Annotated in this window: 4 protein-coding genes; 1 reads left to right on the plus strand and 3 read right to left on the minus strand. The window is 61.3% G+C overall.

Annotated features, from left to right (window positions below; genetic code table 11):
- Window positions 1-1,326: (Fe-S)-binding protein (locus tag EOM25_13160; protein ID NCC26123.1), on the plus strand; the 1,326-nt coding region annotated here is incomplete at its 5' end.
- A gap of 368 nt (window positions 1,327-1,694) precedes the next feature.
- Here EOM25_13160 and EOM25_13165 read toward each other — a convergent pair.
- The 3 genes from EOM25_13165 to EOM25_13175 form a co-directional block, all read right to left on the minus strand.
- Window positions 1,695-2,498, minus strand: a complete 804-nt coding sequence (locus tag EOM25_13165; GenBank protein NCC26124.1) for an ATP-binding cassette domain-containing protein — start codon at window positions 2,496-2,498, stop codon at window positions 1,695-1,697.
- A gap of 2 nt (window positions 2,499-2,500) precedes the next feature.
- The gene (gene modA / locus EOM25_13170) at window positions 2,501-3,259 is read right to left on the minus strand and encodes a molybdate ABC transporter substrate-binding protein (GenBank protein ID NCC26125.1); all 759 of its coding nucleotides are present in this window, start codon (window positions 3,257-3,259) and stop codon (window positions 2,501-2,503) included.
- 87 nt (window positions 3,260-3,346) lie between these two features.
- Window positions 3,347-3,523 (minus strand): molybdate ABC transporter permease subunit (locus EOM25_13175; GenBank protein NCC26126.1); only part of this gene is annotated, 177 nt, incomplete at its 5' end.

Below are 3,523 nucleotides of genomic sequence, written 5' to 3' on the forward strand. Positions count from 1 at the left end.
AACGAGTGCCAGAGCGCCCCCGACGGCCAAAAGGTCATGCACGTGGTCTTTCTGGACAACGGCCGCAGCGGCCTGGCCAAGGACAAGGAGTTTTCCCAGGTTCTGCGCTGCATCCGGTGCGGGGCCTGCGCCAACGTCTGCCCGGTCTACCGTCTGGTGGGCGGGCACACCTACGGCCACGTCTACATCGGGGCCATCGGCCTGATCATGACCTATTTCTTCCACGGCCGGGACAAGGCCAAGTTCCTGGTCCAGAATTGCGTCAATTGCGGGGCCTGCAAGGAGGTCTGCGCCGCCGGCATCGACCTGCCCCGGCTGATCAAGGAAATTCACGCCCGCATCCAGGACGAGGAGGGCCATCCGGTTCAGTCCAAGCTGCTGGGCATGGTTCTCAAAAACCGGACCCTGTTCCACACCCTGCTCAAGAACATGCGCTGGGCCCAGAAGCCCTTGGCCGAAAAGGACGGCCAGTACATCCGGCATCTTCCCACCATCTTCATGAAGGGCCAGGACTTCCGCAAGCTGCCGACCATCGCCAAACGCGCCTTCCGGGACGATTGGCCGAAGATCAAACCCAGGGTCGAATCGCCCAGTCTCAGGGTGGCCCTGTTTTCCGGCTGCGTGCAGGATTTCGTCTATCCGGAGCAGATGAAGGCCGCGGTCACGGTCATGGCCGCCCACGGCGGGGTCGGGCTGGATTTTCCCATGAAGCAGTCCTGCTGCGGCCTGCCCGTGGCCATGATGGGCGAGAAGCAGGCCGCCATCGACGTGGCCAGACAGAACGTCCTGGCCATGGACCCGGCCGGCTACGACTACATCGTGACCATGTGCGCCTCCTGCGCCTCCCATCTCAAGCACGGATACCCCAAGCTCCTGGAAGGCGAGACGGCCATGGCCGCCAAGGTCGGCCAGTTCGCCGACCGGGTCATCGACTTCAGTTCCTTTGTTCATGACGTGCTGGGCGTTTCATTCTTGAAGTTCGACAAGTCCGGCCAGAAGGTCGGGTACCACGCTCCGTGCCATCTCTGCCGGGGGCTGGATGTGCATCAGGCCCCTCGCGAACTCATCGGCCTGGTCCACGAGTATGTGCCCACGGACGAGGAGGAGGTCTGCTGCGGATTCGGCGGGTCCTATTCCATGAAGTTTCCGGCCATTTCCAAGACCCTGCTGGCCAAGAAGCTGGCCAATCTGGAGGCCGGCGGCGTGGAGACCGTGGTCACGGACTGCCCGGGCTGCGTCATGCAGATCCGCGGCGGCATGAAGGCTGCGGGCAAGCCGGTGGAGGTCAAGCACATCGCCGAACTGCTGGCCGAAAGGATGCGGTAGACGGCCGGTCTCCCTCCGGCCTTTCTGCATCGTTTCGGTCCCTGCACCGCCTGATCGAACCGTGACCGCGAAATTTCCAGGAATGGGCCTGTTCGGCGGATCCTATTTCAGGAAGTTCCCGGACATTTCCAAGACACTACTGGCCAAGAAGATGGCCAATCTGGAAGTCGGCGGAGTGGAGATCGTGGTCACGGACTGCCCGGGCTACGTCTTGCAGAACCGCGGCGGTATGGAGGTGGGTGGGCTAGTCGATGAAGGTCAAACACATCTGGTGACGACTGGGAGGCCACCCAATGATCGTGCTCAATACTCTTGTCTGGGTCGGCTAGGTCAAACAGCGAGGAGGTCGAAGCAGGTGTGCATGTCGGCTAGGCGACCGGCCTCGCCATCGGCCCTTGGTGGTGTCGGATATGATCGTCCCGTGTTTCAGAGGCCCCTGCTCCCTCGAACAACGGCCCAAGTATATCCCCGAGGCTTTCCCCCGGGACGCATTTTCCTCTGAATTCCAACACCTCCAAAACCCGCCCGTGGCCCAGGGCCACCAAGGTCTGGGCAAAGGCCTCCACGTCGGCTAGGTCGTGACTGACCATGACCATGGGCACGTTAAAGTGCTCCCGGATCCGGGCCAGCTCCTGACGCATTTTGGCCCGCAGGGGTTGATCCAGGGCCGCGAAGGGTTCGTCCAGAAGCAGGAGTTCCGGATTTGGGGCCAGGGCCCTGGCCAAGGCCGTGCGCTGGCGCTGGCCGCCAGAAATCTGGTGCGGAAGCCGGTCGGCCAGCGAAGCGATGCCGGTCAATTCCAATAGATCGTCCACCTTTCGGCGCTGTTCATTGCTAAGAGGCCTGAACGGCCGTTTCAGGCCGAAAGAGACATTTTCCCTGACCGTCAAATGGGGGAACAGGGCGTAGTCCTGGAAAACGAACCCCACTCGGCGTTGCCTGGCCGGGACGTTCACGTCCGCTCGGTGGTCCAGGAAGGTCCGTCCCTGGACAACGATCCGTCCGTCATCGGGTTTGAGCAGACCGGCCAGGGCCAGCAGGGTCAGGCTTTTGCCCGATCCGGACGGACCGAACAGGACAATGGAAGAAGAGGCGGCTGCGAAGTTTACGTCCAGGTTGAAGGACGTTCCGGCTCCGGAGAGTTGCGCGGCAACGCGACACTCCACGAACATGACTACTCCGGCTGGCTGAAACCGTATCCGGCCAGGATCTCCTGGCCCTGGTTCGAGAGGATGAACTGGACGAACTTGCGGCCGAGCTCCGGCTGCTTGCTGCGTTTGAGCGGCGCGATGGGATACGCCACGGGCTGGGACAGCTCGAGAGCGCCCACGACCTTGAGCTGGTCTCCAGCCCGTTTCGCTTCGGTGGCGAAAATGAAGCCGGCGTCAACCTCTCCGCGACGTACATAATCCACGATCTGCATCACGGTTTCCCCAAAAATCAGTTTGGGCTTGAGGCCTTCCCATAGGCCGTGTTCAACGAGATAATTCATGGCGTAGGTTCCGGCGGGAACGGCATCCGGATTTCCGATACCGATGAATCGCACCTGGTCCCCGGTCACGTCCATCAAGGAAGTTACATTCCCGGACCGATCCGGAGGAACCACCAGCACGATGGAGTTGTGCACGAAGTCGTTTACGGCGTCTTGGTCCACGAAGCCGGCCGAGACCATCTCCTTCATCCATTTTTGATCGGCGGAGGCATAGACATCCACGGGTGCCCCTTGCTCGATCTGACGATACAATGCGCCGGACGAGGCATAGTTCGGGCTTATCCGAACCCCCGGATTGATCCGCTCGAACTCCGTCTTGACCGCATCAAAGGCGTTGGTCAGGGATCCGGCCGCGGAAACAACCAGTTCCTGGGCCGCGGCCGGCCCGGCCAACATGCACGACAGAAGACAACTGCAGACCAATGCGACAAACTTTTTCATCGAAACACCTCCTTTGGGAAATCAAAGTGGATACCGTCTTTTACAACCGTACCGATCACAGAACGTAACAGCCTGAAAACAATCCCCTCACCATTTGGGCTTGAGGAGCCGGTTGGCCGCCCAGAGGATGGCCACACAGACCAGGGAAATAACCAGGACCAGCCGATTGGCCAGGCCGTCGTTCCCGGCCTGGACCGCGCTGTACACGGCCAGGGACAGAGTCTGGGTCCGGCCAGGCAGGTTCCCGGCGATCATCAGGGTGGC

The organism is Deltaproteobacteria bacterium (assembly GCA_009929795.1).
Lineage (GTDB): Bacteria > Desulfobacterota > Desulfovibrionia > Desulfovibrionales > Desulfomicrobiaceae > RZZR01.

Excerpts from the sequence above, each read along its gene's own strand:
- EOM25_13165 (NCC26124.1), bottom strand. The coding sequence starts at position 2,498 with ATGTTCGTGGAGTGTCGCGTTGCCGCGCAACTCTCCGGAGCCGGAACG.
- modA (NCC26125.1), bottom strand. The coding sequence starts at position 3,259 with ATGAAAAAGTTTGTCGCATTGGTCTGCAGTTGTCTTCTGTCGTGCATG.